We start from the raw sequence: 24756 nt of genomic DNA, 5'->3' as shown, positions 1-24756 counted from the left end.
TGCTCTATCACCAAGAGCAAGCGTTAATTGTTATTGTTACAGCTAAGTGCCGTAGCTAATGGTGTTGCGATAATGGTGTTATTGAATATTACAAATAAGCATTGGCACTGTGAGCCGGTACTGTCGTTGGTCGCCAAGGATCTCCGGTATGCTCAAGCCATGGGATTAATTCTTCAGTGATTAATGTGTCGATAAGCATTGGGTTGCCGGCAGCAATATTGTCCATCTGATAAGGATCAATTTGATTGTCGTGCAACACATAAGTCAGTGGCTTACCAATTTTTCTATCAATCATTAAGGTATAACGTTGAGAACGGATCCCGCGGCGTCCATATGACTGACCGCCATATGGCATGAAGGTATAAAATTGTGATGTTGGTTGAATGTCACCCTCAATGCCTCGTAGCGTATTGGAAAAATTAGTGCCTTCAACAGTATCTGGGATTAGATCTTCCATCCCCATTAAACCCAGCATGGTTGGGTAAATATCAGGAGCAGAGAACAAGAGGTCGTTTTGTTGTGGATTCAATTTTCCCGGCCAGCGGAAAATCATTGGAATACGCATTGCTTCTTCATAATGAACATTTTTAGTCGGTTGGCCGTTAGATCCTAAACAGCAACCGTGATCAGAGAAAAACACCACTAAGGTATCTTCGGTAAGGTTGAGGCGATCTAATTCATCGATAATGCGTCCAAACTGCTCATCAACCCCGTTAACCATCGCCATATATTCTTTAAAGAATTGTGGGCCATAGCCCTCTTGGTAAGCGGTATCCCATTTAACATTGGGGCGGGTATTTAATTGTTGTGATGTTTTACCGCTGAAGCGATCTAAATATTTTTGTGGTACTTCATCATAAGGTGAATGGGGCGGATTCATTGATACTACAAGTGTAAATGGCTGATCTTGCTTACGATACTGACCGTTTTCATTGCGTAAATATTTAATCGCAATATCAGCTTCGTGCTCAGGACTCCATTGGTTGATACGTAGCGGTTTATCGCGGGTAGTATCATTGGTCCAATACATTGGTGTCATGTGCTTATCGTAAGTACCGTAGGCATACCAGAAATCAAACCCATGGCGGCGATCTGGGGCTGTCCAATCATTCCAGTACCGTCCTTCTGCTGGGTTATTGTAGCTAGGCACAAAAGGGGCTTGTGGCGCATCAAGGTGCCATTTACCAATGTAACCCATGCTATAGCCTTGTTTCTTTAGAACATCAGACCATGTTAGGGTGTTTTTCTTCAGTTCAATCCCGAAATCTTTCCCCCCAAATTGACCTTCAACACCTGTATGGCTATTACCTTGAATGCCGTTGCGATAAGGATATTGCCCGGTCATTAACATGCCGCGAAAAGGAGTACATAACGGAAAATTAGAGACCGCTTGACGTAACACCGCACTTTGACGCGCAAATTTATTAAGATTGGGCGTCATTGATGGATCTTGCTGCATAAAACCTAATGCTTGAGCGCGAAATTCATCAGGAAAGATGATGACTAAATTTGGTTTTTTTAATGATTTTTCTGAGCGTAATGTTGATGCGGTTGCCGTTGATGCTGTTGCTTGGGTATAGCCAGCAGATAAGGTTGCAGCAACGGCACCACTGGCAGCCATACCTTTCAATAATCCTCTACGCGATATAGACATTAACAAATCCTTATTAATTGAAAATATATTATCTGAGCATAAATCTTTGAACTGTTTCGGATCGTAAGCTAATGAAAGTTTTTTGGCTGTGCAATCGATCACATAAAAGAAATCGAAAGTAAAATAATGTAATTACCTGTTTTGTTGCAGTAAATATTATGGATAGTTAGCGCTATTTTATAAATTCAAAGGATGAATCTTTGGTTTATTTACTTTCGTTCTAGTATGATATAAAGACTTACGCAAGTTCGCATAAGTATCATTGAAAGATAACGAAAGAATGTGAAAGAGATCAAAAGTTTTATCCTTGTGCATTGTGGCTTTATTTTTTAGGTGTAAGCTTATTTCGAAATCAAGTGAAAGCAATTTTGGTTGATTTCAGAAGGAGACAAAAGTGAAAAGTGCAATTGAAAGGCGAATGGAAATCGTCAACGTGGTGAATCTAGAAGGAAAAGCCCGTGTCGAAGATCTCGCTGAAAAATTTAATGTATCAAGTGTCACTATTCGCAGTGATCTGAGTTTTTTAGAAAAGAATGGTTATGTTGTGCGCTCTCATGGCGCAGCGATTCCTAACTCAGGTGTGATTGCAGAATTAACGATTCATGAAAAGCGTCGGCATAACGCAGGAGTTAAATCACTCCTAGGCCAAGCCGCTGCCAAACTTATTCATAATGGTGACACCGTTATTCTAGATTCTGGGACAACAACCCGCGAAATCGCCGCCAGCTTAAAAAGCATGGAAAATGTTGTTGTCATGACCAATGGTCTGGATGTAGCAATGGAGTTAGCTTCAGCACCTGGTGTTGAAGTGTTAATGTCAGGTGGCGTTCTTCGTAAAGAGGCGTTATCTTTTTCAGGCTCACAAGCTGAAACTGGTCTAAAAAACTATCGGTTTGATAAGGTGTTTTTAGGCGTTGATGGTTTTGATTTGCGAGCAGGTATCACAACACACAGTGAACAAGAGGCGAGCCTCAATCGTTTAATGTGTGAAATTTCTGAACAAGTGATTGCTGTGGCAGATTCGACCAAATTTGGTAAACGTAGCTGCCACATGATCCGTGAGTTTGGGCATATTGATATCTTGGTAACAGATGCAGATATTCCTGAGGACTATTTAGTAGGTCTTCGAGAAATGAAAGTTGAAGTTATTATTGTCGAAAAAAAGCACTGACTGATTAACTCCATAATCGCATCACAGATTATGATTGTGGAGTTAATTAATGAACACCCTACAAACACTCGTTCAACGTCATAAAGCAGGTGGCAACAATGGTATTTATGCTGTTTGCTCTGCACATCCGCTAGTTATTGAAGCAGCATTTTCTCAGGCGTTGGACGACAACTCAGTTTTATTAATCGAAGCGACGTCAAATCAAGTTGATCAATTTGGTGGTTACACCGGAATGACACCCGTTGATTTTCGTCACTTTGTATTAGCAATGGCTGAACAATTCAAATTTCCTACCGACAATCTTATTCTTGGTGGCGATCATTTAGGCCCTAATCGTTGGCAACATCTACCCGCTGAAGCTGCGATGTTGAATGCCGATGAATTAATTGCGGCTTATGTTGCTGCTGGTTTTAAAAAAATTCACCTCGATTGTAGTATGTCTTGTGCTGATGATCCTATCCCATTATCTGATGACATTGTTGCCAAACGTGCTGCACGTTTAGGAGCTATTGCTGAAAAAACAGCGATAGCAACCTTTGGCTACAGTGATTTAGTGTATGTCATTGGGACTGAAGTTCCTGTCCCAGGCGGTGCTGCTGAAACATTAAATACTATTGAAGTGACTTCCCCACAAGCCGCAATGAAAACAATCGAAACCCATCGTTGTGCTTTTGAAGCTGAGAATATTGGCGATTGTTGGACGCGTGTAATTGGTCTTGTGGTGCAACCAGGGGTTGAGTTTGATCATACCGGCATCATTGATTATTGCTCAGAAAAAGCTAATACGTTAAGTGGTGTGGTTGATCATTTTCCTCATATGGTGTTTGAAGCACATTCTACTGACTATCAAACCCATGCAGCTTACCGTCAATTAGTACGGGATCATTTTGCTATTTTGAAAGTCGGCCCTGCACTGACATTTGCGATGCGTGAAGCACTGTTTAATTTATGTGAAATTGAAGCGGAAATAATTCCTAAAGCGTATTGCTCAAATTTAAGAGAACGCATTGAAGCACAAATGTGTGAAGCCCCACAGCATTGGCAAAAATATTATCACGGTAATGAATCTGAACAACGTTTTTCACGCTGCTTCAGTTTTAGTGACCGCATGCGTTATTACTGGCCTGATAGCGTTATTAATCAAGCCCAAGCAACGTTATTTAGAAATTTATCAGGGGTGGATATTCCATTGCCCCTTATTAGCCAATATATGCCACAACAATTCCAACACCTGCGTGAAGGTTTGATATCGTCAGATCCTAAGGCATTGGTAATAGACACTATTCGTCAAGTTTTACGTGCTTATTCTCAAGCATGTACTGAAAAATCAATCGTAGAGGTTTAAACACATGCAACAGTATTTAGGTTATTCAGAAGCAGAATTACAGCGTTTATCTGGTTATTGGACAGCGAAAGAAATTAATCAACAACCTGATTGTTGGGCGCAAACAGCCGCGATTATTCATGAATGTAATGATCAAATAAAAACCTTTATGGATGATGTATATAGCCATAAAAATCTACGTATTGTGTTAACAGGCGCAGGGACATCAGCGTTTGCTGGACGTTCATTAGCGTTAGGTTTATCTCAGCGTTTACAGCGTTGTGTGGATGCTATTTCAACCACTGATATTGTGTCAAACCCTCGCCAATGTTTCGCTGAAAATATTCCAACGTTATTAGTGTCATTTGCGCGCTCTGGTAATAGCCCTGAAAGTGTGGCTGCGGTTGAGCTTGCTAATCAAACATTAACTCAGTGCTTCCACTTAGTGTTGACCTGTAATGCTGATGGAAAGTTATATAAGTGTTGCAGTAATGATAAGCAATCACTTGCATTTCTAATGCCTGCGGAAACCAATGACCAATCTTTTGCCATGACATCAAGTTTTTCATCAATGATGGTAGCAGCTTTTTCGGTTTTAATGTATGGAAGCGATTACACGAAAGAAATCGAAAGCATTTGTAAGTGTTCTGTGGGTTTGATCAAAGATTTAAACACTCAAATAAAGGATACTGCTGCTCAGGCACTAGAACGGGTTATTTATTTAGGCAGTGGTGGTTTACAAGGTTTAGCCCAAGAATCTGCATTGAAATTACTTGAGCTAACTGCAGGTAAAGTTGTAGCAACTTACGACTCTCCATTAGGATTCCGCCATGGGCCAAAATCCATTGTTAATCAAAGCACTATGATTGTGGTGTTTATTAGTAATGACCCATATACCCGTCAATATGACCTTGATCTGTTAGCTGAAATTTGTCGCGATGATATTGCTGCTCGAGTGGTAGCGATTACAGCACAAGCGGATGAGATTGAAACTCGTGCTGATGTTATTCGCATTCCTAGCATGGAAGCAGCGACGGATATTGAATTATTGTTCCCTTATATGCTGTATGCGCAAATGTACTCTTTCCATCGTGCAGTTGCGCTAGGGAATACACCGGATAACCCATGTCCTACTGGTGAAGTTAACCGTGTAGTACAAGGAGTTACTATTCACGATTTATCTAATTAATTGAAATAATTACGCAAGGTAGAACAATCATGACAACGCCAAACATTGTATGGACACGAATTGATGAACGTTTGTTACATGGTCAAATTCGTATTACTTGGGGTAAACATTCAGGCGCTAACCTTATTTTAGTGGCTAATGATGATGCAGCTGAAGGTCCAAATGCGGCTTTTATGCAAGCAGGTATGAAAGCATCAGCGGGAGGGGAGTACGCAGTACGTTTCTTCTCAATTCAAAAAACAATTGATGTGATTGGTAAAGCTTCACCACAACAAAAGATTTTTGTGCTGTGTAATAACCCAACCGATATTGCACGTTTAGTGGAAGGAGGGGTGCCAATTACCCATTGCAACGTTGGTAATATGCATTACCACGAAGGTAAGCGTCAGATTAATAAAACCGTTTCTGTTGATGATAAAGATATTAATGCTTTCGAACGTATCGTTGCTAAAGGGGTGACTTGTACGATTCAAAACACCCCAGATCAAAAACCCATTGATGTACTTGAACTGGCTAAAAGCGCGGCGTAATCATACCGTTAGCCTTACTCCAAACGTGTAAAAAGGAATAGATCATGTTTTTAGAAGCTGCGTTAGTAGCGGTTTGGGCATTCTTCTGTGGTATCGATAAATACGATGTTGCATTGAATATCCACCGTCCACTTATTACGGGTCCTGTGGTGGGCTTGATAATGGGTGATATGCAAATTGGTTTGATTGCAGGTGCAACCTTAGAACTTGCTTGGTTAGGTTTAGTGCCTAACGCAGGTGCTCAGCCACCAGATGTAACGATGGGTACGATTGCTGCGGTTGCGTTTGCAGTGATGACGGGTCAATCAGCAGAAGTTGCAATGGGCGTAGGTATGCCGATTGCAGTAATGATGCAGATGTTGGTTATCGGTTTCTTCGCAATGACATCATTCACTATGGGTAAAGCGGATCGCTTTGCTGAACGTGGTGACTCTGCAGGCATAGACAAATTATTAATAATCACCATTTTATTGCGTGCGATGTTATATGCCGTGATTGCCTTTGTGACGGTTTACTTTGGCGAACATGCGGCAACTTGGATTGATGAAAATGCACCGAAAGCACTCCTAACAGGTTTAGGTATTGGTGCCAAGATGGTTCCTGCGATTGGTTTCGCAATGTTGTTGAAAATCATGTGGTCAAAAGAAGTGGCAGGTGTGTTCTTCATTGGCTTCGTAATGACGACCTATTTAAAACTACCAATTATGGCTGTCGCAATTATCGGCGCCTCAATTGCAGCACTGTACTACTTCTTTAGCGGTTCAAACAACGGCGGCTCTAATAACCAACCTGGGGAATTTGACGATGGCATCTGATATCACAGCGGGAACATTTCGCGATAAAAACACGCAAGAACATGTAAATTTGATTGATGATATCGATGCATATGAAGATACCACGCCAAATAAAGTGATCACCAAGAAAGACCTATGGATGTGTGCAATCCGTGGTTTATTCATGGAAGGTAACTTTAACTTCGAACGTATGCAGGCGGGTGGTTTTGCTTACTCAATTATTCCAGCGCTGAAAAAAATTCATGGCGATAACAAAGCGGATTTGGCGAAAGCATTAAAGAACCATCTACAGTTTTTCAATGCCTCACCTAAGCTGTTTACCTTCTTATTAGGTACAGCGATTGCGATGGAAGAGAACAAAGAAAAGCCATCAACGGTTAACGTAATGAAAGTGGCGGGTATGGGACCAACAGGTGGTATCGGTGACGCTATCGACCACATGACATTGATGCCATTAACGCTTGCGTTAGGTGCGTCAATTGCAATGGAAGGCTCTATTGCAGGTCCATTTGTATTCTTCTTCTTGTACCAAATTGTTCACTTTGCGGTTTACTTTGGTTTGATGTTCATGGGCTACAAAGCGGGTACTGCCGCGATGGTTAACATGAGTGATTCAACCGAGAAACTGGCAAAAGCCGCCAATATTATGGGTATCTTTGTGATTGGTGCGCTCTCCGCGACCTTTATTAAGGTGCAGACCACCCTCAGTCTCGAACTGGGGGGCAAGGTGGTGGACTTGCAAACCGCATTATTTGACAAGGTGATGCCGAATATTCTGCCGCTGATGTTGGTGTTCTTCATGCTCAAAATGGTGAAAGGCACAGGATTCTGGGCTAAGCCTCCAGTGTTGATTTTCAGCACACTAGCGGCAGGTGTTGTTGGTCACATGATGGGTGTTTTGTAATAAAGTTTTTTGTAACAAAGCCATTGTTTCATAGCGATGGTTGTCACTATCAATAATATCAAGGGGGAACATTGCTCCCCCTTATTTTCAAGGAAAGAATCATGATTGGTATCGTTGTTTCAGGTCATATTAACTTTGCATCAGGGATGGAATCGGCTGTTCGCGCTATTGCTGGTGAGCAAGAGCAAATGACATATGTGGATTTTGTTGAAACCATGTCTACCGATGAACTAGAACAAGCTTTACGTCAAGCAGTGAAAGATGTGGATAGTGGCGATGGGGTGTTGTTTCTAACTGATATCCCTGGTGGTTCTCCTGCTAATCGCGCCTTAGCAATAGTGATGGATACACCTAACGTTGAATTGATTGGTGGTGCTAATTTACCAATGATTGCTAACGCTGCTTTTGAGCGTGATGATGCTGACTTAACTGATCTTGTTGATACGCTGCTTGATATTGGTATGTCATGCATGAAAGACATGCGTCGTGAGCTTAATAGCATGATGACGCAATCGACTGAACTTGAATGTGAAGACGGACTGTAATTATGCGCTTTGCTCTTCATCCCCAACGTATATTCACCCCAACGGGAATTCGCTATAACCATTATGTGGTGGTGAATAACGGTAAGGTTGAATGCGTTATTGATAGCCGACCTTCTGATTGTGAAGTGATTGAATTAGACGGTCAAACATTAGTCCCTGGCTTTATTGATATTCATATTCATGGCCGTGCAGGCGCTGATGTTATGGATGCAACGCCAGCAGCTTTACAAACTATCGCCCAAGCATTGCCTGCTACAGGCGTAGTGGCATGGGTTGGAACAACCGTTACCGCACCGTGGCAGGATATTGTTTCAGCTTTACAGGTGGTGCGTAATTACTGTGAGCAGCCACAACAACAAGGCGCAACGTTATTAGGCAGCTTTCTTGAAGGACCTTATTTCACTGCGACTCACCGTGGTTCACACCCAACCCAATATTTAACCGCGCCAACCATTGCAGCCTTAACTGAACTAAAAGAAGTGGCGGCGGATTCATTATTGCGTGTAGCCCTTGCGCCTGAATATGATGGTGCCAATGAAGCGATTCAATGGTTAACCGATAATGGTATTAAAACCTCGATTGCACATACTAATGCCAATTTTGAACAAGTGACCCAAGCTCATCACCATGGTGCTGATTGTGGGGTGCATTTATTTAACGGTATGAGTGGCTTACATCACCGTGAACCGGGTTGTGCAGGAGCAGTGCTTTATCACGATATGTTAGTTGAACTGATTGCTGATGGTATTCATGTTCACCCAGTGATGATGGCATTGGCTTATCGCATCAAAGGTTACCAAGGCATGGCATTAATTACCGACTGCATGCGTGCTGGTGGTCTTGATGATGGTAAGTACCAACTTGGTGCGCAGATGGTTACCGTCACTAATGGTGAAGCACGTACTGATGATGGTTCATTGGCGGGAAGCACTTGCAGTTTAGATCAAGCTATCCGCAATATGATTTTGTTAGCCAATGTTCCTGAATGGGAAGCTATTCAGATGGCAACGGCGGTGCCTGCAAAATATTTAGGTATTGATCATCAATTAGGTTCGATAGCAACTGGGTATAACGCCAGTTTTGCCGTACTTAATAGTCAATTTGAAATTCAAGCAACTGTGATCGACGGTGAATGGTATTACCCATCATCGAATCAACAACAATAATTCGTCATCATTCACGCCTTATATAAGCGTGGTGAATAATGTAATGATTTAAGAGGTTTTTCATGGAAATTCGTCAACCAATTCATAGTCAGCATGCCAAGCAATTAGATACCGCGGGTCTTCGTGAGCAGTTCTTAATTGAAAATATGTTTCAAGCAGGTCAAATCAACCTTACTTACAGTCATATCGACCGGATTATTGTTGGTGCGGCCGTACCAACTACTGCGGCTATTGTGTTTGAAGGCGGTAAAGAAATCGGGGTTGATTACTTCTTACAACGTCGTGAATTAGGTGTGATTAATATTGGTGCACCGGGTTTAGTGATTGTTGATGGTGAAACCTTTGAAATTGGTTCACGTGAAGCGATTTATGTCGGTATGGGCGCGCAAGATATTCGTTTTGAAAGTGTGGTTGCGGATCAACCTGCACGTTTTTACTTAAATTGTGCCCCTGCTCATCACAGTTACCCAACCCGTAAAATTACCCGTGAAGAAGCCTCTCCAGAGCAAATTGGTAGTCAAGAAAACTGTAACGTTCGCACTATTTATAAATACTTACATCCTTCTGTGTTACCAACCTGCCAACTATTAATGGGCATGACGGAACTGGCAGCGGGTAGCTTGTGGAACACCATGCCATGTCATACCCATGAACGTCGTATGGAAGTGTATTTGTACTTTGACATGAGCCAAGACAACATCGTGTTCCATTACATGGGCGAGCCACAAGAAACGCGCCATATTGTAGTGCGTAATGAACAAGCGGTGATCAGCCCAAGTTGGTCAATCCACTCTGGTGTTGGTACAGCGTCTTATACCTTTATTTGGGGCATGGTGGGTGAAAACCAAACCTTCCACGATATGGATCATGTCGCGATGAGCGATCTTAAATAAGCCTTACTTTTTGACAGTTAAGCGTTAATTTATTTAGCAAGTAGTGCTCGCTAGCATTGGCGCTACTTTACAAGGATAGAACTCAATGAATATGTTTGATTTAAGCGGTAAAGTTGCGATTGTGACGGGTTGTAATACAGGTTTAGGCCAAGGCATGGCACTAGGACTTGCAAAAGCAGGTGCTGATATCGTGGGTATTGGTCATCAAGAAGCGCCTGAAACCCAAGCACAAGTAGAAGCATTAGGACGTAAGTTCCATTACATTACGGCTAACTTAATGGAACAAGATAAGCTTGAAAGTATTGTTGCAGAAGCGGTAGAAGTGATGGGGCATGTTGATATTTTAATTAACAATGCTGGCATTATTCGTCGTCAAGATCTGCTGAAATTCTCTGAAAGTGATTGGGATGATGTGATCAACATTAACCAAAAGACACTGTTCTTCTTATCCCAAGCGGTTGCTAAACGTTTTGTTGAGCAAGGCAATGGCGGCAAGATCATCAATATTGCTTCAATGTTATCTTTCCAAGGGGGTATTCGCGTACCGTCATACACCGCAAGTAAATCAGCAGTTATGGGTCTAACCCGCGCATTAGCGACTGAATTAGCTGAGCATAAGATTAATGTCAATGCGATTGCCCCTGGTTATATGGCGACTGACAATACTGAAGCGTTGCGTGCCGATGCTGATCGTAACGCGGCAATTTTAGAGCGTATCCCTGCTAATCGTTGGGGATTACCGTCTGATCTTGAAGGGCCTGCGGTCTTTTTAGCATCAAGTGCAAGTGATTACATTAATGGTTACACCATCGCCGTTGATGGTGGTTGGTTAGCACGCTAAGGAGAGCAGATCATGGCAGCATTAGGTTCAAAAGAAACGATTTTAACGGCAATGAAACGTGTTTATCGTTACCAAGCCCAAAACCAAACCCGTAGTGTGGTACGTCGTAGTGGTAAAACCCGTTTTATTAAGGATACTGACTGGGAACGTGGTGTATTTTGGTCTTGTGTTTCAGCGGCATGGTTAGCAACGGATGATAATGAATATCTTGATGGGGTAATGAATTATACCCTCCATACTGGTTTTCGCCCTGGGCCTAATGATCGTTTTGCTGATGATCATATTTGCTGCCAAGCCTACCTTGATGTTTATCCATTAATTGATCAAATTGAAGCGTTAGAGCCAACCATTAAAGCGTTAGATCTTATGGTTGAGAGCCCACAAGCGGGTCGTAAAGATTGGTGGTGGTGTGACTCATTATTTATGGCACCGCCAGCATTTGCGGCATTAACCCAACGCACAGGTGATGCTAAATACCTTGATTACATGAACACCGCATTTTGGGATTCTGTTGAGCATCTACTCGACCCTGATACGGGTCTGTTCTACCGTGATTACCGCTATATTCCTGATGGTAATGGTGGCGAGTTACGTGAAGCTAATGGCAATAAAGTCTTTTGGAGCCGTGGCATTGGCTGGGTATTAGCCGCTATACCACGCTTATTAGCGCGTATGCCTGCCGATTATCCACACCGTGAAAAGTATTTGGCGCTATTTACCTCACTGGCTGCTGAAGTGATTAAATATCAACAAGCGGATGGTTTTTGGCGTACAAGTTTACTCGACCCTGAAAATTTCCCTGCACCAGAAAGCAGTGCCACGGCATTGTTCTGTTACGGCTTAGCATGGGGTATTAAGCAAGGTCACCTTGACGCTGATATCTACATGCCAGTGGTTGAGACTTCATGGACGGCATTACAAACCTGTATTCACGATAACGGCATGATGGGTTGGGTACAATTACCTGCGTTTAACCCACGTGATGTCGCCTTTGAACATAATATTGACTACGGTGCAGGGGCGTTTTTATTAGCTGCCACCGCTGTTGCTGATTTAGTGTCATAAATAAAAAATAACGTCAATGTAAGTTGGTGAAAGCTAGGTAACTTCAAGCCGATTTGCTCGTCAGGTCGGCTTTTTTTTGATTCATTGTGGATTAACTAAAAACGATAAATAAGGATATTATAATGAATAAGTTAGTCATCATAGCTGCTGCTGTGACTGCAAGTATGACAAGCTACCATGTGGTTGCTGAAACAGCAGTATCGGTTGTAGGTACACCCGTTGCTGCAGTATATAACATCAATCATGCCAAGGTTGCTCCTGTTATTGATGGTGTTGCTAATAAAGGTGAGTGGACATCAGCCCAAGCGTTAACCGATTTTACCTTTCCTTGGCGTGATACACCTGCGCCAGCAACAACATTTAAAGCAGTGTGGAATGCAGATGCACTCTATTTTCAATACGCAGTGACGGATGCGAATGTCGCGATTGGCACTGATCCTGAGCGTGCTATTTTAGATTCAGATCGGGTTGAAATATTTCTCGCAAAAGATGCTAATTTATCCCGTTATTACACCATGGAAATTGATCCTAAAGCGCGCGTATTTAGTGCAGAAGCCAGTTACGACATGGTCAATAAAAAACGGGCATCATTAGACAGTAATTGGACTTGGAAAGGCTTAGAAACTAAAGCAAGTTTAACCGATAACGGCTATGTTGTTGAAGGTAAACTGCCACTGCAGACATTGACCGATTTATCGCTATGGCAAAATAAACAACAAACACAATTGCTATGTGCATTAATGCGGGCTGAGTTTACTCAACAAGCTGACGGTAAGTTGGATATGGGCTGGATGACTTGGGTAGATCCAAAAACACCTACGCCAAACTTTCATAATCCACAAACCTTTGGTACGTGTCGTTTAGTTAAATAACCGTCAGTAAAGAAAATCCTAAGGGATAAAAGAAGGTTTATGCTCGTATTTAGCCAATACGGTATAGGCCTTTTTTTATTTTAAACACATAGTTTTTATTGTTAATTGATAGCTTTTAAGCGTGAATGACTGCAAATATTGGGATAATCATTAAAGTCTGTGAGATAATACTTAGTTAAGGTATAAATCAGTCATATTAGGACTGGATTTATTCTCTCCGAGATATTTTTTATTGTATTCCCAATCGAGTTAGTGGACTTAATGATACGTATTAATGAAGTTAAATTACCGTTAGATCATAGTGAAGTCGCTTTACATGATTTTGTCATCAACAAGTTATCGATCAATAAAGATCAATTGGTTGATATTCACGTTTTTAAACGCGGTTATGATGCCCGTAAAAAGAATGATATCTATCTGATTTATACTTTAGACATCACCTTGAAAGATGTTGATGAAGAGCAATTATTAACGACATTTGCTAACGATCATCAGGTGAAAGCATCACCAGATACTAGCTATAAATATGTTGCTCAAGCACCTAAAGATTTAACTGAACGTCCAATCGTGATTGGTATGGGCCCGTGTGGTTTGTTTACTGGACTTATTCTGGCGCAGATGGGTTTTAACCCTATTATCTTAGAGCGCGGAAAATCAGTGCATGAGCGCGCCAAAGATACTTTCCGTTTTTGGCGTACACGTGAGCTAAACACAGAATCAAATGTACAATTTGGTGAAGGTGGCGCAGGTACGTTCTCTGACGGTAAATTATACAGCCAAGTAAAAGATCCACATTTCTTAGGCCTTAAAGTTAAACAAGAATTTGTTGCAGCAGGCGCACCAGCTGAAATTATTTATGTTAGCAAGCCTCATATCGGTACCTATAAACTGGTGACGATGGTTGAAAAAATGCGCAGTAAAATCATCGAACTTGGCGGAGAAATTCGTTTCGAAACTCGCGTTGAAGAAATTAATATTGATGATAATCAAGTCACTGGCGTAACATTATCAACCGGTGAAGTGATTCCATCAAAGCATGTGGCATTAGCCATTGGTCACAGTGCGCGTGACACTTTCAAGATGCTACACGATAAAGGTGTTCATTTAGAAGCTCAATCGTTCTCGGTTGGTTTCCGTATTGAACATAAGCAAGCAATGATCGATGCAGCCCGTTTTGGTAAAAATGCAGGTCATCCATTACTTGGTGCCGCGGATTATAAACTGGTTCACCATTGTAAAAATGGTCGTTCAGTGTATAGCTTCTGTATGTGTCCTGGTGGGGTAGTTGTTGCCGCAACATCAGAGCTTGAGTCTGTGGTAACCAACGGTATGAGTCAGTATTCACGTAGTGAGCGTAATGCTAACAGCGCGATTGTGGTGGGTATTTCACCTGAAGACTTTGCAAACGATCCAATGCAAGGTATTGCTCTGCAACGTCAGTTAGAGCGTAATGCTTATGTTCTTGGTGGTAGCAGCTATGATGCACCTGCACAATGTGTTGGTGATTTCTTAGCGGGTAAAACGATCAGTCAGATGGGTGATGTTGAGCCGTCTTATAAGCCAAATGTTAAACTGACAGATTTAAGCACCAGTTTGCCTGCTTATGCAATTGAAGCGATCCGTGAAGCATTGCCAGCGTTTAATAAAAAGATCAAAGGTTTCTCAAACGCCGATAGCATGCTAACGGGTGTTGAGACACGTACTTCGTCACCGGTACAAATTAAACGTGGTAAAGATTACCAAAGCATTAACACCAAAGGTTTATACCCTGGTGGTGAAGGTGCAGGTTATGCTGGTGGTATTTTATCTGCGGGTATTGATGGCATTAAAGTTGCCGAAGCGATTGCGCTTGATATGTTGAATGCGTAATTAGTTAAATATAAAGGTGTAATAGCAGTGAATTAACATTTTGTTATTCCACCTTTATTATTGTTTATATATCCCAATAGTTATTTTCTTCTTTTTGTTCTGCATTTTATCTCTATTTATTCTCTTATTTTTAAAATAATAGCTTGATCTAATATTTGTTAACTCTATGAAAGTGATTGTTTTAACTTATTGTTTATAAGGTAAAAAAAATTAACATAATGAAAATAGATTATTTATATTACTAATAAGAATATCAATTATCGCTATTTGTCATTTTTAATGTAATTTTTATTCATCATTTAAAGTTGCTAGCCATGCTGAAATATTTGGTTACAATGGCGCGTAATAACAGTAAATAGCCTGTGTCGATAGATAGAGTGCTAAGGGGTTACTGATAGTAATAATATGGAAATATAGTCGGATATAAATAATAAATGTTAAATGAAAGGCGGTTCTTTTTATCACTAATGCCATATTTGTTATTGTTTATAGCAGGTGTTGTTGATTCGGTTGGTTTTTTACACCTTAAAGATGGGGTGTTTGCTTCTTTTATGAGTGGTAACTCGACCCACATGGGGATGATGCTCAGTTATCATGATTACCCACGTGCTTCTGTTTATATTGCCATATTAGGTATCTTTATTATTGGGGCAATGTCAGGCGAGTTAATTGCATTATCCAGTCATCGATTCTACCGTGGTGTGGTTATGGTCTCGGTATCAATTGTGCTGCTATTTGCGACTATCATGCAATACTATGTGCCTTTTTTGGTGGTTAATTTTATTATTTGCTATGGCATGGGAATGCAAAATATTGCCTTGCGCTTAACCATTGAAAAAGCGATACCATTGACTTATGCCACTGGGTATTTAGTCAATATTGGTCGATTATTAGCATTGGCGATTGTAGGTAAAGGCGAACCAAAGCGCTTGATGCAATATCTGTGTTTGTGGGGCTCATTAATCAGTGGAGCAGTAATAGGAGGGATTATTATGCAGACCATACCTCAATATTCATTATTACTACCATTAGCATTAACCACTTTAATTGCAATTACATTGCTTTATATTGAGCATAGTCACCGCTCAACGCCGATTGATACTGAATTGTAATCACGCGTATCGATTCACACTGTAAATAATAACAAAGCCAGCAAAACAATTGCTGGCTTTTTTTGTTCGCGATAGCTTTTAAGCTGCTAAAATAGCATCCCGCATTTTACAGATAACATCTTGTTTTTGTTCTGTTGTTAATGTGCGTAATGGTAAACGAGGATTGCCAGCATCAATATCATGTAACATCATTGCTGTTTTACCTGCCGCAACACCGCCGTATTCAACTAATACACGAATCAGTGCAATCACATTGTCCATTTTATTGATTACAGTTTGGTGATCGCCTTTAGCGAAAGCATCAATCATGTCGTGATAAAGTGGTGCAGCATAATTATAAGTACTACCCACAGCACTGATTGCGCCAACCGCTAATGCGCCAGGGAAATGCTCATCAACGCCCCACGGTACATCAAACTTACTATCACAAACACGTAAACAGCGCTGGTATTCATATAAATTCGTGCTATTAAATTTCACCCCGTATAAGTTAGGAATCACTTTATCAGCAGCAATTAAGAATTGTTCCATATCAACGGTTACGCCACTCATTTCTGAATGGTAGTAATAAAACCCTTTTGATGGCGCAGCTTCAGCGACCGCTTTGCAATAGTTAACTAGATCGGTAACATTATTAGGTTTAAAGAAACAAGGTCCAATAGCAGAAGTCGCATAAATGTCTAATTGATCAGCATGGCGGGTTAATTCTAGGGTATCGGCAATACTTAAAGCACCCGTATGAATAATTAACTTTAATTTACCAGCACTTGCTTGTACCCAACGTTCTGCAACCGTTTTACGTTCAGCAACTGAACAATGAATACCTTCGCCAGTTGTTCCTAAGACGTAAGCACCGACAATATTGGTGGCAATTAAATGCTGAGCAATTGCATCAATAGCGACGTAATCAATTTCACCATTGGCTAAAAATGGCGTATGAGGGGCTGCAATTAAACCTGTTAGCTTTTCCATGTCTCAGATCCTTATTGTGAAGTTTTACTTCCAAATATAAATATTTTTGGAGTTGATGTATCATACGAAGTGATATTTAGGTTGGCAATAAAAAACAAATGACTTTTAGGGCTTTTAATGGAAACTGTGATCTATTGCTATTAATTGATAGTTGAAATTTATAAAATATTTTTTTATCGCTATTTTAGGTTGAAATGATCATTGGATTGGATTTTGGAGTGAAACTTCATAATGATAATACGATAAAGATCGTCACCGAAGCTGAAGAATTGCAAGGATAACCTATGAATACAGCAATAGACGCGATTCAAGTGGGTAAAATTTTAGATACATTAGGCAGTTTGCGCGATAGTTTGACACCATCAGCGCGTCGAATAGCTGATTATGTATTAGCGCAACCTCAGCGTGTTACGGAACTCTCAATTGCCGAACTATCTCAACAAGCCAAAGTCGGTGAAGCCAGTATTATTCGCTTTTGTCGTGTGCTTAATTTTAAAGGTTTTCAAGATCTTAAAATGAAGTTGGCGATTGAAGTGGCAACGCCTAATGATGTTGAAAAGCATATGCTTGATACTGAATTAACGGCTGATGATAACGCCGAACATATAGGTCGAAAACTGCAGCAGACGATCAATAATGTATTAGGTGAGACATTAAATTTATTAGATTTTTCTGAATTAGAAGCGGTTGCTCGTGCTTTTCAACAGCAAAAACGGATTTATTTTTTTGGGGTCGGTTCATCGGGTATTACAGCAGAAGATGCTAAGAATAAATTAATGCGTATTGGTTTGGATGTTGATGCGTTAACCAATAATCATTTTATGTATATGAAAGCGTCACTATTGAGCGGTGAAGATATTGCGATTGGTATTAGTCATTCAGGGACATCAAAAGAAACCATTAAAGCGTTAGCATTAGCCAAAGCGTGTGGCGCAATAACGGTTGCCCTGACGCATAACCCATTATCACCGCTAGCCGAATTGTCAGATCATGTATTAATTAATGGTAATAGGCAGGGTCAATTACAAGGTGATTCTATTGGCACGAAAATAACGCAACTATTTGTATTAGATATGCTTTATACTTTATTGGTACGTGATAATCCTGAGCATACACGTCAGCAGAAGTATAAAACAACCCAAGCATTAGATTAATATAACCATATTTATATATAACCATAATAAAGAGGCCACATTTCGATGTGGCCTTTTTTTATTGATATATTTTCATGTTTTTTGAGTTATATGCTGAGTAATAAAGTTAGTTTTTGGTGTGATTAATATCGCCATTCTGATGCTATTTTAGACAAAAAATGTGCAATATATCGCTATTTAAAAAGTTCATTGTTGCATCACTCCGATGATAACGACAGTATGGAGTCAAACTTCACCTCGTTGATATTTTTGGAGCGAACAATCATGGTTCAGCATTCACAAGTCCTTCTTGCACGCATCAATAATGGTTTTATTTCTTCTTGTCAGCCTATTGATGATAGCCCGATGGATCAGCCTGAGATGGTATCAGCAATGGCGCAATCATCCGTTTTAGGTGGGGCTGCCGGTCTACGTATAGAGGGGATTGCAAATTTATGTGCAACACGTCCTTATGTTGATGTGCCTATTATCGGGATTGTTAAGCGAGATTTAACTGATTCAGATGTAAGAATTACCCCATATTTACAAGATGTTGCCGATCTTGCCGCTGCGGGGGCTGACATTATCGCTATCGATGGTACTCAACGCCAACGGCCTGAAACCGTGGCAAACTTAATTAATGCGATTCATCAGCATGGCTGTTTGGTGATGGCGGATTGCGCGAGTTTAGCGGATGGTGATATGTGTCATCAGCTGGGTGCCGATATTATTGGTTCAACATTATCGGGGTACACCGGAGGGAAGGTTCCGATTCAGCCTGATTTAGCCTTAGTGATGGCTTTGCATCAACGTGGCTATTTTGTGATGGCTGAAGGGCGTTATAACTCACCGGAATTGGCAGCTCAAGCGATAGCCGCTGGTGCTAATTGCGTCACGGTTGGTTCAGCGATTACCCGTATTGAATATATTTGTCAGTGGTTTAAAGAAGCAGTGACCACTGCATCAATTGCTCACGCATTACCGACGAAGGATATCGCATGAGTATTTGTTTAGCGGTTGATATTGGTGGTACAAAAATAGCGGCGGCATTAGTGGATTGTACGACTAATCATATTATTGAGCGTCATCAAATTGCGACCCCTCAATCTCAACAGCCGGCGATTTTTTCTACGGCGTTAACATCATTATTAATGCCTTTAGCACCGCAAGCAGATTTTGTTGCAGTTGCCTCTACGGGCATTATTAATCACGGTATTTTAACAGCGCTGAATCCTGATAATTTAGGCGGCCTAAATAGATTTGAATTAGTTGATGATATTCAACGCATCACACAATTGCCAACCCATGCCATTAATGATGCTCAAGCTGCGGCATGGTATGAATTTATTTCACTTAATTCTAATAATAGTGCCACCAATATGTTGTTTATTACCATATCAACGGGCATTGGTGGTGGATTAGTACTTAACCGACAATTACAAACGGGTACTCGTGGTATTAGTGGTCATATTGGACACACTGTTGTTGATATGAATGGATCAATGTGTGGTTGTGGTCGTCAAGGTTGTATTGAAAAAGTCGCATCGGGTACTGCTATTGGTATGGCTGGAACGTCTTTATTTAACCGTGTATGTAGCGGGCAAGACGTTTATCAACAATCACTTGAAGGCGATAGTGATGCCCTCAATATTATTCATTCTTCAGCGTCTGCGGTGGCTGAATTAATTGCCAACCTGACGATCACCTTAGATCTTGATGTGGTTGTTATTGGCGGTAGTGTCGGTCTTGCGCCACATTATTGTGATTACATTCAACAATATATTAATGAAAAACCAGAATATTACCGACCTTGTATTGTGTCTGCTCAAGCAGGATCAAATGCAGGGTTATTAGGTGCAGCCAGTTGGTTTGCATCACAAGAAAATTATTAATAGTTATTACATACTCTTTTTTATCCCAACTCCTAGATGGTGAGGCTTATATGGAAATTCAAGCATTTGGTACGATAAATTATATTGTTCTGTTCGCATATTTAATTGGTGTCATGCTAGTCGGTGTTTATTTTGCTCGCCGTCAGAAATCGGCAGATGATTATTTTAAAGCTGGGGGACGCATACCGGGTTGGGCGGCGGGTATTAGTGTGTTTGCTACTACATTAAGTTCAATTACCTTTATGTCTATTCCTGCCAAGGCTTACACATCGGATTGGACTTTCCTTGTTGGGCAATATTTAGCTATTCTTATTTTGCCATTAGTGTTTTATTTTTATATCCCATTCTTTAGAAAGCTTAATTTAACCTCAGTATATGAATATTTAGAGCGTCGTTTTGATATTAAGATGCGCTTGTTCGCGAGTATGTCATTTATGTTATTCCATATCGGACGTATTGCGATTATTACTTATTTAACCGCTCTAGCATTAATGCCTTTTGTCAATATTGATCCATTAACCATTGTATTTTTAATTGGTGTTTTATGTATTGTTTATACTTTCCTTGGCGGTATTGAAGGGGTTATTTGGACTGACGTTATTCAAGGTATTATGTTGTCAGTTGCTGCGGTTCTTATCTTTATCACTATTTGTTTCCAAGTTGATGGTGGTGTTACCGAAGTCTTCCGCCTCAGTGCTGAACAAGATAAATATTTTCCAAGTTCAAGTTTTGAATGGAGCTGGACGAATAGTACCTTACCAGTATTAATGATTGGTTTCTTATTTGCTAACTTACAGCAATTCACTGCCAGCCAAGATGTTGTACAGCGTTATATCGTTACTGACTCTATTGAAGAAACGAAAAAGACCTTGATCACTAATGCGAAATTAGTCGCTTGTGTGCCTATCTTCTTCTTTGCTATTGGTTCGGCGTTATATGCTTTTTATACCCAAAATCCACAGTTAATTCCTGAGAATTTTAATACTGGCGGTATCTTACCTTTCTATGTTATTTCACAAATGCCAGCAGGGATTGCAGGGTTAATTATTGCGGCTATCTTTGCTGCTTCGCAATCAAGTATTTCAAGTAGCTTAAACAGTATTTCAGCTTGTTTCACCATGGATATTTATAACCGTTTTGGTGAAGAAAAAAATATGCAGCAAAGCTTTAATACCGCACGTATCGTGACTGTTGTTGCCGGTGTCTTAGGTGTTGCCGCTTCTGTTTACTTAATTAAAAGTAATGAAAGCCAATTATGGGATGCATTCAATAGCTTACTAGGTCTAATGGGTGGTCCAATGACGGGTCTGTTTATGCTGGGTATTTTTGTCCGCCGTGCCAATGCAGGTAGTGCGTTATGTGGTGTAATTGCAGCAGTGGGTGCTGTGTTGATTGTACGTGGCTTTACTGACCTGAACTTCTTCTTCTATGGCGTGATTGGTACGCTGATGGTGGTAGTAGTGGGCTTTATAACTGCACCATTATTTAAAAATAAATCAGCTGAAGAATTAGCATTAGTTACTGAATAATGCTGGAGCGGTTAACAATAAACTTAAAACAAAGCGGAGAAGATTGATACTTTTCCGCTTTCAAAAAGGATAACACAATGATTTTTGGTGATATTAAACAACCGCTAGCCATGTTTCCTAGCGCATTTCAGCAAGCGATAGCGTTTATTAATAGTCATGATCTAGCGGCATTAGCAAACGGCCGTTATGAAATTGATGGTGAGCGTATGTTTGCCAATGTGATGAGTTTTGAAACCCAAGCCGCGGCTAATAAACAAGGCGAAGTACACCAACAATATATCGATTTTCAATATTTAATCAGTGGTGAAGAACGCATCGATGTGTCATTAAATTTAGTGGGATGTGTACCGGCAACGGATTATGACATCGATAATGATTTTGCATTAGTTGAGACGATGCCAAACACCAGTTCTTTGTTATTAAAGCCGGGAATGTTTTTAGCTATTTTCCCGCAACAGCCACATAAACCTGGTTGCGTGATTACAGCCCCGACGGCGATAAAGAAGGTGGTCATTAAAATCCATAAAGATTGTTTGTAGTTAAGCCGTGTGTTGCTGTGATTGTAATGATTATTTGCATTTATTGGAGATGTTATGAAAAAGTCATGTACTCGATTCGCAATGGTGTGTTCCTTATTATCTTTATCAACTAGCGTTATGGCTGAGCAGTTATGGCCTGATTTACCGCAACCGATTAAGAACGGTATCAGCGCCCAGACTGATAATATGGTTTTTGTCGGTTTAGGTGCTGCGGGTCAGTCATTCTATGCGATGGATACCGCTAGCAGTAAACCGCAATGGAAAAAATTGGCTGATTTTATCGGTCCGGTTCCTGATCAGGCAACGGCTGCTGCTGTGGCAGGGAAGATTTATGTATTTTCTGGATCTGGAAAAGTTGAGTCAACAGATAAAGCCCCGGTTATTTTTGATAGTGTCTATGTTTACGATATTAATAACAATACGTGGAGCAAACAAAACACCCGTACTCCCGTTGGGTTATTAGGAGCGTCAGCTTATCCTTTAAATCAAACAGAAATTGCAATTTTTGGTGGCTATAATAAGCAGCAATTTGATCAATATTTACATGCTGTTTCAACCATTGATAAAGACACTGAACCACAGAAATGGCAACAAACAGTCACTGATTTTATGCAACGAGCACCAGAAGATTATCAATGGAATCAAGCAATTCAGATTTATAATACCGATACTAATAATTGGTCAACAAAAGGTAATAGCCCTTATTTAGCTAATTGTGGTGCTGCATTAGTTGGGGAAGGGGAGCGCATTACTTTAATTAGCGGTGAAATTAAACCAGGCTTACGTACGCCAATGGTGAAAGCGGTAACCATTAAAGGCTCACAAGTCGATTGGCAACAGTTAGCATCATTACCTGATGCGGCTAATGGTCAATTACAAGAAGGTGTTGCGGGTGCTTATGCTGGTAAAAATGAAGGCGCATTGATTGTCGCAGGTGGCGCAAACTTTATTGGTGCCAGAGGAAAAGCCGAGCAAGGTGATTGGTTTGCACATGATGGTTTAAGTAAACATTGGAGTGAAGATATTTATACTTATCGTGGTGATAAATGGGCGTTAGCGTCCACAAAATTACCACAAGGGTTAGCATATGGCGCATCTTTCTCTACTCCTGCTGGGGTGTTAATGGTCGGTGGAGAAAATGCCACGGGTAAACCACAATCGAAAGTGTATATGTTACGTTATGAGCAATCGGATGTGAGTATTATCGATTAATCTGGTGATAACTTTAACGTCAAGCTACTGTTTTATAAAGTAGCTTGATGTATAACAGAAGACGTGATCGTACTCGCTGAATTCACTGCTCAACGTTGCCATTAAGTGCATATGCTCTTACACTGGTTAGGGTTGTTTTGTTGATGATGGAGAATGAGATGTACACGCCTATCCCTTGTAATATGATTAATGGTGTTATTTTTGATTTAGATAATACTCTGGTGAGTTCCGCATTAGATTTTGATTGGTTACGTCAGCAATTAGGCTGTACAGCTGATACTGATTTATTAGGGTATATTGATGATATCTCTGATCTTTCATTACGAACACAGCTCGAAAATAAAGTGATTGAGCATGAATTAGCCGATGCCCGTCAATCAACGATTATGCCTGAATGTAAAAGCTTACTGGCTTATCTGCACCAACAAAAAATCCCCACTGCCGTTGTAACACGTAATTGCGCGCAAGCTGCAATGTTGAAAATAAATCATCATCAACTGCAATTTGAACGTATTGTTTCACGTGAAGAGTTTCCCCCTAAACCCGCTCCTGATGCACTCCTCGATATTGCTAAACAATGGCAATTAGCACCGCAAAATATACTCTATGTTGGTGATTATGTTTATGATTTAGATGCGGCTTTTCGCGCTAATATGCCATCGTGTTTAGTGACCAATGGTGAAGATTTACCATTTACTCTGCAAGCCTCAATGGTGGTTCAACGGTTAGGTGGCTTGACACAGATTTTACGTGAACAAGCATATCTGTTGTCGCAAGAGCATGATAGGGTAGAGTCTTGTATCCAGTCAGGAAATTAATGATGGCTAATCCAGTGAACCCAAAAGCATTACTTCATAGCAAATGGACGAAAGTGGTTGTGGATAATAAAGAAAAGCATTTTGAGATAGTCACGGTATTATTTAATGATAATCAACAAGTCGAAAAGTGTGTTATTCAAGCAATAATGACCAATCGACTTTATGATATTGAGTGGCAAGATTTAAAAGACGATCAAACATGGCTGATTGGTTGGAATTAAACATTATTTTTTTCAAGTTCTAGTAATGTTTGTTTTTTATCTAAACCGCCAGCATAACCAGTTAATTTTCCATTTTTCCCAATCACTCGATGACAGGGAATAATGATAGATAATGGATTTTTACTGTTTGCCATTCCAACCGCTTGGCAAGCTTTAATATTACCAATTGAGATAGCGAGTTGCTGATAACTCCAACACACACCATATGGGATTGTGCCTAACGATTGCCATACTCGTTGCTGAAAATCAGTACCTTTAGGTGCTAAGGGTAAATCAAATTGTTGGCGAGTCCCTGCGAAATATTGTTGTAATTGTTGTTTACATTCAACTAATAATGGGTGTTGTGGCATGTAAGTTGCTGTTTCAGGTTGTGGTGTTTGATCTTGATAGAGGATAGCTGTTAACGCATGGTCAGTAGCGTACAGTGTTAAGCATCCAATGGGTGAATCCATCGTATGGAAGTAAATGCACATAATAAAAACCTTCGCGCTACACTAAATAGTCAGTCTAG

25 protein-coding genes are annotated in these 24756 nt (G+C 40.5%); 22 read left to right on the top strand and 3 right to left on the bottom strand.

Annotated features, from left to right (window positions below):
• Positions 1 to 88 precede the first annotated feature (88 nt).
• The gene (locus tag BTO21_RS16190; RefSeq protein ID WP_045028240.1) at positions 89 to 1654 is read right to left on the bottom strand and encodes a sulfatase family protein; all 1566 of its coding nucleotides are present in this window, start codon (positions 1652 to 1654) and stop codon (positions 89 to 91) included.
• Between the two features lie 394 nt (positions 1655 to 2048).
• Here BTO21_RS16190 and agaR point away from each other — a divergent pair, with 394 nt between their 5' ends.
• The 14 genes from agaR to BTO21_RS16120 all read left to right on the top strand — a co-directional run bounded on the left by agaR (position 2049) and on the right by BTO21_RS16120 (position 15929).
• The gene (gene agaR, locus BTO21_RS16185) at positions 2049 to 2825 is read left to right on the top strand and encodes a transcriptional repressor AgaR (protein ID WP_105026911.1); all 777 of its coding nucleotides are present in this window, start codon (positions 2049 to 2051) and stop codon (positions 2823 to 2825) included.
• Positions 2826 to 2874: 49 nt separating this feature from the next.
• Positions 2875 to 4170, top strand: coding sequence for a tagatose-bisphosphate aldolase subunit KbaZ (gene kbaZ / locus BTO21_RS16180; RefSeq protein WP_045028241.1), 1296 nt, complete (start codon positions 2875 to 2877; stop codon positions 4168 to 4170).
• 4 nt (positions 4171 to 4174) lie between these two features.
• Entirely contained in the window at positions 4175 to 5338 is a 1164-nt protein-coding gene (locus BTO21_RS16175; protein WP_045028243.1) for an SIS domain-containing protein, read from the top strand.
• A 29-nt stretch (positions 5339 to 5367) separates the two neighbouring features.
• The gene (gene agaV, locus BTO21_RS16170; protein ID WP_045028244.1) at positions 5368 to 5868 is read left to right on the top strand and encodes a PTS N-acetylgalactosamine transporter subunit IIB; all 501 of its coding nucleotides are present in this window, start codon (positions 5368 to 5370) and stop codon (positions 5866 to 5868) included.
• Positions 5869 to 5912: 44 nt separating this feature from the next.
• Positions 5913 to 6683 carry a PTS N-acetylgalactosamine transporter subunit IIC gene (gene agaW / locus BTO21_RS16165; RefSeq protein WP_045028246.1) on the top strand — a complete coding sequence of 257 codons (771 nt, stop codon included), beginning with the start codon at positions 5913 to 5915 and terminating at the stop codon, positions 6681 to 6683.
• Complete coding sequence (locus tag BTO21_RS16160; protein ID WP_045028248.1) at positions 6673 to 7566, top strand: PTS system mannose/fructose/sorbose family transporter subunit IID; 894 nt, start codon at positions 6673 to 6675, stop codon at positions 7564 to 7566. The genes agaW and BTO21_RS16160 overlap by 11 nt, the downstream gene beginning before the upstream one ends.
• Before the next feature lie 101 nt (positions 7567 to 7667).
• A complete protein-coding gene (gene agaF / locus BTO21_RS16155) occupies positions 7668 to 8111 on the top strand; it encodes a PTS galactosamine/N-acetylgalactosamine transporter subunit IIA (protein WP_045028249.1) in 444 nt (147 codons plus the stop codon).
• Between the two features lie 2 nt (positions 8112 to 8113).
• The gene (nagA, locus tag BTO21_RS16150) at positions 8114 to 9277 is read left to right on the top strand and encodes an N-acetylglucosamine-6-phosphate deacetylase (protein WP_045028251.1); all 1164 of its coding nucleotides are present in this window, start codon (positions 8114 to 8116) and stop codon (positions 9275 to 9277) included.
• 62 nt (positions 9278 to 9339) lie between these two features.
• A complete protein-coding gene (gene kduI / locus BTO21_RS16145; RefSeq protein WP_045028253.1) occupies positions 9340 to 10170 on the top strand; it encodes a 5-dehydro-4-deoxy-D-glucuronate isomerase in 831 nt (276 codons plus the stop codon).
• A gap of 85 nt (positions 10171 to 10255) precedes the next feature.
• Entirely contained in the window at positions 10256 to 11011 is a 756-nt protein-coding gene (gene kduD, locus BTO21_RS16140; RefSeq protein ID WP_045028254.1) for a 2-dehydro-3-deoxy-D-gluconate 5-dehydrogenase KduD, read from the top strand.
• A gap of 12 nt (positions 11012 to 11023) precedes the next feature.
• The gene (locus tag BTO21_RS16135) at positions 11024 to 12076 is read left to right on the top strand and encodes a glycoside hydrolase family 88/105 protein (protein ID WP_045028256.1); all 1053 of its coding nucleotides are present in this window, start codon (positions 11024 to 11026) and stop codon (positions 12074 to 12076) included.
• A gap of 122 nt (positions 12077 to 12198) precedes the next feature.
• Positions 12199 to 12948: a carbohydrate-binding family 9-like protein gene (locus BTO21_RS16130; protein WP_045028257.1), complete on the top strand. Its 750-nt coding sequence runs from the start codon at positions 12199 to 12201 to the stop codon at positions 12946 to 12948.
• Positions 12949 to 13209: 261 nt separating this feature from the next.
• Positions 13210 to 14817, top strand: coding sequence for an NAD(P)/FAD-dependent oxidoreductase (locus BTO21_RS16125; RefSeq protein ID WP_045028259.1), 1608 nt, complete (start codon positions 13210 to 13212; stop codon positions 14815 to 14817).
• 434 nt (positions 14818 to 15251) lie between these two features.
• Complete coding sequence (locus tag BTO21_RS16120; RefSeq protein ID WP_045028260.1) at positions 15252 to 15929, top strand: YoaK family protein; 678 nt, start codon at positions 15252 to 15254, stop codon at positions 15927 to 15929.
• A gap of 78 nt (positions 15930 to 16007) precedes the next feature.
• Here BTO21_RS16120 and BTO21_RS16115 read toward each other — a convergent pair whose 3' ends face one another.
• Positions 16008 to 16901 (bottom strand): dihydrodipicolinate synthase family protein, encoded by an 894-nt coding sequence (locus tag BTO21_RS16115; RefSeq protein WP_045028262.1) that lies wholly within the window; start codon positions 16899 to 16901, stop codon positions 16008 to 16010.
• A gap of 284 nt (positions 16902 to 17185) precedes the next feature.
• Here BTO21_RS16115 and BTO21_RS16110 point away from each other — a divergent pair, with 284 nt between their 5' ends.
• The 8 genes from BTO21_RS16110 (at position 17186) to BTO21_RS16075 (ending at position 24245) form a co-directional block, all read left to right on the top strand.
• Entirely contained in the window at positions 17186 to 18055 is an 870-nt protein-coding gene (locus BTO21_RS16110) for a MurR/RpiR family transcriptional regulator (protein WP_045028263.1), read from the top strand.
• Between the two features lie 264 nt (positions 18056 to 18319).
• Entirely contained in the window at positions 18320 to 19036 is a 717-nt protein-coding gene (locus BTO21_RS16105) for an N-acetylmannosamine-6-phosphate 2-epimerase (protein ID WP_045028265.1), read from the top strand.
• Complete coding sequence (locus tag BTO21_RS16100; protein ID WP_045028266.1) at positions 19033 to 19926, top strand: N-acetylmannosamine kinase; 894 nt, start codon at positions 19033 to 19035, stop codon at positions 19924 to 19926. Before BTO21_RS16105 ends, BTO21_RS16100 begins: the two co-directional genes overlap by 4 nt.
• A gap of 50 nt (positions 19927 to 19976) precedes the next feature.
• On the top strand, positions 19977 to 21455 hold the full coding sequence (locus BTO21_RS16095) for a sodium:solute symporter family protein (RefSeq protein ID WP_065194431.1): 1479 nt from the start codon (positions 19977 to 19979) through the stop codon (positions 21453 to 21455).
• Positions 21456 to 21532: 77 nt separating this feature from the next.
• The gene (gene nanQ, locus BTO21_RS16090; RefSeq protein ID WP_045028268.1) at positions 21533 to 21994 is read left to right on the top strand and encodes an N-acetylneuraminate anomerase; all 462 of its coding nucleotides are present in this window, start codon (positions 21533 to 21535) and stop codon (positions 21992 to 21994) included.
• Positions 21995 to 22048: 54 nt separating this feature from the next.
• The gene (locus BTO21_RS16085) at positions 22049 to 23206 is read left to right on the top strand and encodes an N-acetylneuraminate epimerase (RefSeq protein ID WP_045028269.1); all 1158 of its coding nucleotides are present in this window, start codon (positions 22049 to 22051) and stop codon (positions 23204 to 23206) included.
• A 158-nt stretch (positions 23207 to 23364) separates the two neighbouring features.
• On the top strand, positions 23365 to 24024 hold the full coding sequence (locus tag BTO21_RS16080; RefSeq protein ID WP_045028271.1) for an HAD family hydrolase: 660 nt from the start codon (positions 23365 to 23367) through the stop codon (positions 24022 to 24024).
• A gap of 2 nt (positions 24025 to 24026) precedes the next feature.
• Positions 24027 to 24245 carry a TIGR02450 family Trp-rich protein gene (locus BTO21_RS16075; RefSeq protein ID WP_045028272.1) on the top strand — a complete coding sequence of 73 codons (219 nt, stop codon included), beginning with the start codon at positions 24027 to 24029 and terminating at the stop codon, positions 24243 to 24245.
• Here the strand turns inward: BTO21_RS16075 and BTO21_RS16070 are convergent.
• On the bottom strand, positions 24242 to 24718 hold the full coding sequence (locus BTO21_RS16070; protein ID WP_045028274.1) for a methylated-DNA--[protein]-cysteine S-methyltransferase: 477 nt from the start codon (positions 24716 to 24718) through the stop codon (positions 24242 to 24244). The genes BTO21_RS16075 and BTO21_RS16070 overlap by 4 nt on opposite strands.
• Positions 24719 to 24756: the final 38 nt, after the last annotated feature.

Source organism: Photobacterium phosphoreum (assembly GCF_002954725.1).
GTDB lineage: Bacteria > Pseudomonadota > Gammaproteobacteria > Enterobacterales > Vibrionaceae > Photobacterium > Photobacterium phosphoreum.
Note: the sequence above shows the minus strand (reverse complement) of the source record. Positions and strands in the feature narration are given on the sequence as shown.

What these genes read in the sequence shown, in the direction of transcription:
- agaW (WP_045028246.1), top strand. Translation starts at nt 5,913, where the DNA reads ATGTTTTTAGAAGCTGCGTTAGTAGCGGTTTGGGCATTCTTCTGTGGT.
- kbaZ (WP_045028241.1), top strand. Translation starts at nt 2,875, where the DNA reads ATGAACACCCTACAAACACTCGTTCAACGTCATAAAGCAGGTGGCAAC.
- BTO21_RS16175 (WP_045028243.1), top strand. Translation starts at nt 4,175, where the DNA reads ATGCAACAGTATTTAGGTTATTCAGAAGCAGAATTACAGCGTTTATCT.
- BTO21_RS16190 (WP_045028240.1), bottom strand. Translation starts at nt 1,654, where the DNA reads ATGTCTATATCGCGTAGAGGATTATTGAAAGGTATGGCTGCCAGTGGT.
- BTO21_RS16100 (WP_045028266.1), top strand. Translation starts at nt 19,033, where the DNA reads ATGAGTATTTGTTTAGCGGTTGATATTGGTGGTACAAAAATAGCGGCG.
- BTO21_RS16080 (WP_045028271.1), top strand. Translation starts at nt 23,365, where the DNA reads ATGTACACGCCTATCCCTTGTAATATGATTAATGGTGTTATTTTTGAT.
- BTO21_RS16075 (WP_045028272.1), top strand. Translation starts at nt 24,027, where the DNA reads ATGGCTAATCCAGTGAACCCAAAAGCATTACTTCATAGCAAATGGACG.
- BTO21_RS16085 (WP_045028269.1), top strand. Translation starts at nt 22,049, where the DNA reads ATGAAAAAGTCATGTACTCGATTCGCAATGGTGTGTTCCTTATTATCT.
- BTO21_RS16105 (WP_045028265.1), top strand. Translation starts at nt 18,320, where the DNA reads ATGGTTCAGCATTCACAAGTCCTTCTTGCACGCATCAATAATGGTTTT.
- kduI (WP_045028253.1), top strand. Translation starts at nt 9,340, where the DNA reads ATGGAAATTCGTCAACCAATTCATAGTCAGCATGCCAAGCAATTAGAT.
- nagA (WP_045028251.1), top strand. Translation starts at nt 8,114, where the DNA reads ATGCGCTTTGCTCTTCATCCCCAACGTATATTCACCCCAACGGGAATT.
- nanQ (WP_045028268.1), top strand. Translation starts at nt 21,533, where the DNA reads ATGATTTTTGGTGATATTAAACAACCGCTAGCCATGTTTCCTAGCGCA.
- BTO21_RS16115 (WP_045028262.1), bottom strand. Translation starts at nt 16,901, where the DNA reads ATGGAAAAGCTAACAGGTTTAATTGCAGCCCCTCATACGCCATTTTTA.
- BTO21_RS16130 (WP_045028257.1), top strand. Translation starts at nt 12,199, where the DNA reads ATGAATAAGTTAGTCATCATAGCTGCTGCTGTGACTGCAAGTATGACA.
- BTO21_RS16070 (WP_045028274.1), bottom strand. Translation starts at nt 24,718, where the DNA reads ATGTGCATTTACTTCCATACGATGGATTCACCCATTGGATGCTTAACA.
- BTO21_RS16110 (WP_045028263.1), top strand. Translation starts at nt 17,186, where the DNA reads ATGAATACAGCAATAGACGCGATTCAAGTGGGTAAAATTTTAGATACA.
- BTO21_RS16160 (WP_045028248.1), top strand. Translation starts at nt 6,673, where the DNA reads ATGGCATCTGATATCACAGCGGGAACATTTCGCGATAAAAACACGCAA.
- BTO21_RS16095 (WP_065194431.1), top strand. Translation starts at nt 19,977, where the DNA reads ATGGAAATTCAAGCATTTGGTACGATAAATTATATTGTTCTGTTCGCA.
- kduD (WP_045028254.1), top strand. Translation starts at nt 10,256, where the DNA reads ATGAATATGTTTGATTTAAGCGGTAAAGTTGCGATTGTGACGGGTTGT.
- agaV (WP_045028244.1), top strand. Translation starts at nt 5,368, where the DNA reads ATGACAACGCCAAACATTGTATGGACACGAATTGATGAACGTTTGTTA.
- agaF (WP_045028249.1), top strand. Translation starts at nt 7,668, where the DNA reads ATGATTGGTATCGTTGTTTCAGGTCATATTAACTTTGCATCAGGGATG.
- BTO21_RS16135 (WP_045028256.1), top strand. Translation starts at nt 11,024, where the DNA reads ATGGCAGCATTAGGTTCAAAAGAAACGATTTTAACGGCAATGAAACGT.
- BTO21_RS16120 (WP_045028260.1), top strand. Translation starts at nt 15,252, where the DNA reads ATGTTAAATGAAAGGCGGTTCTTTTTATCACTAATGCCATATTTGTTA.
- BTO21_RS16125 (WP_045028259.1), top strand. Translation starts at nt 13,210, where the DNA reads ATGATACGTATTAATGAAGTTAAATTACCGTTAGATCATAGTGAAGTC.